This is a genomic window from Sulfurovum sp. bin170, assembly GCF_010892395.1.
GTDB lineage: Bacteria > Campylobacterota > Campylobacteria > Campylobacterales > Sulfurovaceae > UBA1140.
Genome location: NZ_JAACKB010000405.1, coordinates 1 through 5,224 on the forward strand (window position 1 = coordinate 1; position 5,224 = coordinate 5,224).

Here is a 5,224-nt window from a genome sequence, read left to right on the forward strand (position 1 = left end):
AATAAGTTACAACCTCAAAAAACTTATAACAATAAACTTAAAAAATAAATTTATTTATGAGGGGAAATGTTATAATATAGTTTATTATTAAACTATAAGAGGGGATTTTCATGATACATAAATTAGTTTTAATATTTATACTTTTTATCTATGTAGGCTGTGGCTTAATGAGTCAACCAAAAAAAGATGAAAAGGGGCTACAGATACCTGAGAAAATCAGTGTAGATATGCCAGAGGCATTAAGTGAAGTGAGCAATAGCAAAAAAATAGAGAAGATAAAAGTACCTAGAATAGAAGGAGATGCTACAAGGTATGAGAAGGTTAAAGAGTATATATCTGAAGTTGAAGCTGTTGTTAATGAGATAAAATCAAATCTCTTTTTGGGAAATCATATTATAGCTGATATTGAGAAACAGTGTAAAGATGTAACTTTTGAAAAGATATGTACAATACCAAAAGGAACGCTATCTTTGATTGTAACACAAGAGGTGTTGGACAAACTAAAACTTCTTGTTCCTAATGTATTTGAGTATGGCGATACCAAGAGTTTAAAAGGTGAGGAACTCTTTTTTGGTATTGTTGAGTTTATGAGGCATGATGAGAATAGCACATATCAATATTCACTACAGATGGATATGAGCAGTCTGAATGGTAGGATAGCTTTTTATGATACAAAAAAAGCACCCAAGATAATACAAGTGATTAAGTGGTCGGAAGATACGAACACTATATTCTCATCTATCACTACCAAATATGAGAGTGGTTTGGATTTTCCGTGGACACTGCAATACTATAATAAGCCAGAGCTAGAGGAGAGTATGCACCTAAATGATAGAACTATAGGGAATGCAGACTATCCATCAACCAATAGACTCTTTAGTTTGACCAATCAATATGATGAGAATGATACAGCAATAGTGAAACTAAATAGTATAGAGTCGCAAGAGACAAATTTTGGAGATGCTATAGAGCAGGTCTCCTCTTTTATTAAACTTACAAAAGAGATGGGTGTGCAGAAATTTACTCAGACCAATACTCTTTTAAACTCTTATAAAAAACTCAATAGAGAAGAGGTTTTTGATGGAGATGGTCTGCTACTTGCTACCACTTATTGTGATACAGAATCTAGCGAGTGTCAACTCTATGATAGCTCAACATGGTATAGTGATGCTGAGGATGAATCTATTTTTGATGCTCTTGCCGAGGTCAATTTTGAGGAGCTTAAGATTGTGGATGGTAATCTGAAAGAGGGGGAGTATTTTCTCTTACCTTTAGGATATGATATTGCAGAGATGACAGCTCAACAGATTTTAGAACTTCGTGTAGGTGAATTTACCATACTAGACGAGACTAGACAAGGGGTTCTCTATGATATAAATTTTATGGATAAATTAGGAGAATTAGAGTTAGTTTATGCAAAATATAATGATAATTTAGATGCTCTTTTATGTGACAAAAGTAGAGAGCTTTTTGAAGTTATTAAAGATGAGGATTTACCTCAAATTAGCCTGTGGAGAAGTGAGTAGATGAGAAATATATTTGTGGGAGTTTTCCTTATTTTATCATTTTTTGGTTGTGGAGGAGGAGATAGTCCATCTGAAACTGAAATATCTATACAAATACCTACAAAAATAGATGTAGAGATACCCAAAGTGATAACCATTGGAGATGATGAGTTTAGAGAATATCTAGGGGAACAAGAGAAAACTACTGTCGAAAGAATAGAAGATGAGAATTACTATAAAGATATTAAGCCAATAACTTGGACTATAGAGAAGCAATTTGATGAGACGAAATTTAATATCTCTATTGCAAATCGTGCTATGGATAAAATAGAGGAGTATTGTAAAGATATTTCTCTCAACAAGGTATGTAAAATTCCTAAAGAGACTCTTAAATTTTTGTTTGATAAACAGATAGTTGATGAACTTACAGAATTTGTTAGCAGAAAAAAAATATCAAATATAAATGCAGAAAATCTTATCGGAAAGAGTCTCTATTTTGGTTCAATTGAATTTGTTCACTATGATGAAAATAGTAACTATGAATACTCTTTAATGATGGATAATACAGATATTGAAAATATGTTTTTCTCTACAACGAAGTCAGAATCGTATATTAGAACGATAAAATGGTCAAAAGAGAATTATAATATTTTTTACTCCTCTTTAATAGGTAGTGACAGAACAACACTATATTATGAAAATATCCCCAATAGAGGAGAGTATGCTCATCTAAGCTTCTTCTCTTTTACTGAAGCACCTTTTATGAGCAAGTCACATATTTTTGACTTAAGCAGAGAGAATAACAGCAGTGATTTTCTGTTAAAGATAAGTATGATGGATTTAGATAAGACAAATGAAATTTTAAGCTTATATCGTAAAAATTCATCTTTACAAATTTCAGAAGAGAGAGGATATTGTGTTACGGATTTTCTTAACATATATCCAGAGTTTTTTTATAAAGATGATCAGATAGTCTCATGGAATATTAATTTTATAGCTGAGGGTTATCAGCAAGTTTTTGATAATAATGGAACAAATGAAGCCTCAAGATACTGTCCTAAATTTAGTGATGAGTGCGAGTATGATGATACATCAACTTGGTCTACAAATAATAATCTGTTGGTATTTGATCCTTTTGATAAATTATATTTTAGAGAACTTGATATTTATAATGATAAAAACTTAACAGATGGAGAGTATTTTCTTCTTCCTCCTGAACAGAATATTACAGATCTAACAATGAAAAATGTGTTAAAACATAGTGTTGCTTCATTTATAATTGTTGATGTTGTTGATATTGCTTATGGTTTTATTTATGGCAAAGAGTATGCTCCATCATATGCAGATAGTTTTTATGAAAAAATGGATTCATTGCAGGTAGTTCGTGCAAAATATAGTGATGATTTGAACCTATCTCTAGAGCAGAGAGTTGAAGAATTTGAAGTTGTAAAAGATGAGGATAGACCTAAAATTTATTAAATGGTCGGAAAAGATAGTATAAAACTACTCCCCCTACTATCACTCTCTACCTCTATCTCTCCACCCAACTCTTTTTCAACAATAACTTTTACGATATAGAGACCAATCCCATCACTGCCCTTTTTGGTACTAAAGTACATTGTAAATATCTTCTCAAGATATTTTTTATCAATTCCCCCTGCATTATCAGTTATCGTAACCATTGGTCTATCAACCACAATCTCTATCTTCGCATCCTCAATCTCTCTGGAGTCAAAAGCATCTTTTGCATTGTTGATAATGTTGAGAATAACCTGTTGAAACTCATTTCGATTGCCATAGAGCTTGAAATCTTTGACCACTTCAAGATTGAGTGATATATCAATAAGGTCTAGTGAGTTTGTCGCAATCATTATAGATTTTTCACAAGTAGTAGAGACTAAAAAATCATCTTTCTCTTTTGTTGGATTGTAGAAGTTTCTAAAATCCTCTATGGTTGAGGACATATACTGTATCTGTTTATTTATCTTTTCGATAGCAGAGAGACCTTTATCATTACCTTTTAACTGCCTTTTTATATTCATCAATCCAAAAGAGATAAAATTTAGAGGTTGTTTCCACTGGTGGGCAATAATACTAATCATCTCTCCCATATGTGCAAGTCTGGACTGTTGAAGTAGAAGTGTCTGTTGCTCTTTTTTCTCCTCTTCTAAGAGTTTAAATTTATAGGCGATAGCAAGAGAGAGTATAATGGACTCCAAAGCTATTGATATATGTAAAAAAGGAAAAGTGACACCTGTGAGAGCAAGAAGACCTGTGTATTCAAATACTACCGTGAAAAGTACAATCCCCCAACCTATCATAATAAAACAGAAAGGAAGATCTCTTTTGTTGGCAAGACGAAATGCCTCACTTAAAATTAACCATATTGGGATAAATATAGGTATCAAAGTTGTTATAATACTGTGTGAGAATATGAGCGTAAGAATTATATCAAAGAGGGCAAGATAGAGAATGATTCTAGTTAACCTCTTTAACGCTTTTATCTGATAAGTTTTAAAAAAAGATTCCAAAAATAGGATAGAGAAGATAAGCATAAATATCTGAGACATATTGAAAAGCATAAAACTTTTGAGTCCAAATATCTCGTCAAAAGGTGCTATAAAAAGGCTATCTAAATTAATAAGAAAAAAAAGAGAAAAGATTTGAGCAAAAGCGTAATATAGATGTATCTTATGCTTAGTGAATAGATAGAGAGATAGGTTGTATATAGTTGCAGAGATGATGACCCCAAAACAGATGGATGCTATAATAATGTCTATCTGCCCAAACTGATGAATAGCTCCTCTATATACTGAAAAAAGCTCTTTATAAAAAAAAAGTGAGACTATAAAGAGTAGAGAGATAAGAGAGAGTTTTAGCTTAAGTGGGTTACTCATAAAGTTTTATCTTGTATCCTATCTTAGAGATATTCTGTATAGTATCTTTAGAGATTACTCTTCGTATAGTATGAACCAAAGAGCGAAGAGCAGACTCACTCATCTCTCCACGCCCCCAGATATAACCCTCTATCTCTTGATAAGATACAGCACGATGTCTATTTTTAATTAGAATATCAAGTAACTTTCTTTGAGACATAGTAAAAGGAACTATCTTTCCATCCAAAGTTAGCGTCTGATTATAGGTATCATACTTATATTGTGAATTAAGATTTACAACAGATGGACTACTCTCCTCTATCTGATGCACACAGAGGTTAATCGCCTCCAAAAGACGCTCCTCTTCAATCGGTTTGAGAAGATATTTAATCAGATTCAACTCCACAGCATCAAGCAGATACTCTGTCGTAGCATAGGTTGTTGTAATCACAATGGGTGTACTCTTATCTCTCTCTCTAAGTTTTCTTGCAAAAGTTAAACCATTCATCTTTGGCATTCGTATATCAGTGATAACAATATCTGGTTGTTTATCGTAGTAAATCTCCAAAGCCTCTTTTCCATTAGAAGCCTCATATATAGTAGAGAAAAACTCTTCAAGATACTCGACAACCACCTCACGAATATAATCCTCATCTTCAACATAGAGAAGAGAGTAATTTAATTTTTTTGACATATGAAATCCTTCTGTTAAATAATACTCTATTAATAGGACATATTATGTTTATATTTTATTTAATAGTTTTTAAAATCAAATTAAAGAGCTATTATAGACAATTTTTATGAATTTTTTATGACAAATTTTATCTTTAGATTTTTATTCGA

At 32.0% G+C, this 5,224-nt stretch carries 4 protein-coding genes; 2 read left to right on the forward strand and 2 right to left on the reverse strand.

Annotation, left to right across the window (positions count from 1 at the left end; all coding sequences use genetic code 11):
• Positions 1-110 precede the first annotated feature (110 nt).
• Both GSY74_RS09620 and GSY74_RS09625 read left to right on the forward strand, forming a co-directional pair.
• Positions 111-1,526 carry a hypothetical protein gene (locus GSY74_RS09620; protein WP_164664888.1) on the forward strand — a complete coding sequence of 472 codons (1,416 nt, stop codon included), beginning with the start codon at positions 111-113 and terminating at the stop codon, positions 1,524-1,526.
• Positions 1,527-2,984 (forward strand): hypothetical protein, encoded by a 1,458-nt coding sequence (locus tag GSY74_RS09625; RefSeq protein ID WP_164664889.1) that lies wholly within the window; start codon positions 1,527-1,529, stop codon positions 2,982-2,984.
• Here GSY74_RS09625 and GSY74_RS09630 read toward each other — a convergent pair.
• Positions 2,981-4,402, reverse strand: a complete 1,422-nt coding sequence (locus GSY74_RS09630; protein WP_164664890.1) for a sensor histidine kinase — start codon at positions 4,400-4,402, stop codon at positions 2,981-2,983. The genes GSY74_RS09625 and GSY74_RS09630 overlap by 4 nt on opposite strands.
• Complete coding sequence (locus GSY74_RS09635; RefSeq protein WP_164664891.1) at positions 4,395-5,075, reverse strand: response regulator transcription factor; 681 nt, start codon at positions 5,073-5,075, stop codon at positions 4,395-4,397. The genes GSY74_RS09630 and GSY74_RS09635 overlap by 8 nt, the downstream gene beginning before the upstream one ends.
• Between the last annotated feature and the right edge of the window lie 149 nt (positions 5,076-5,224).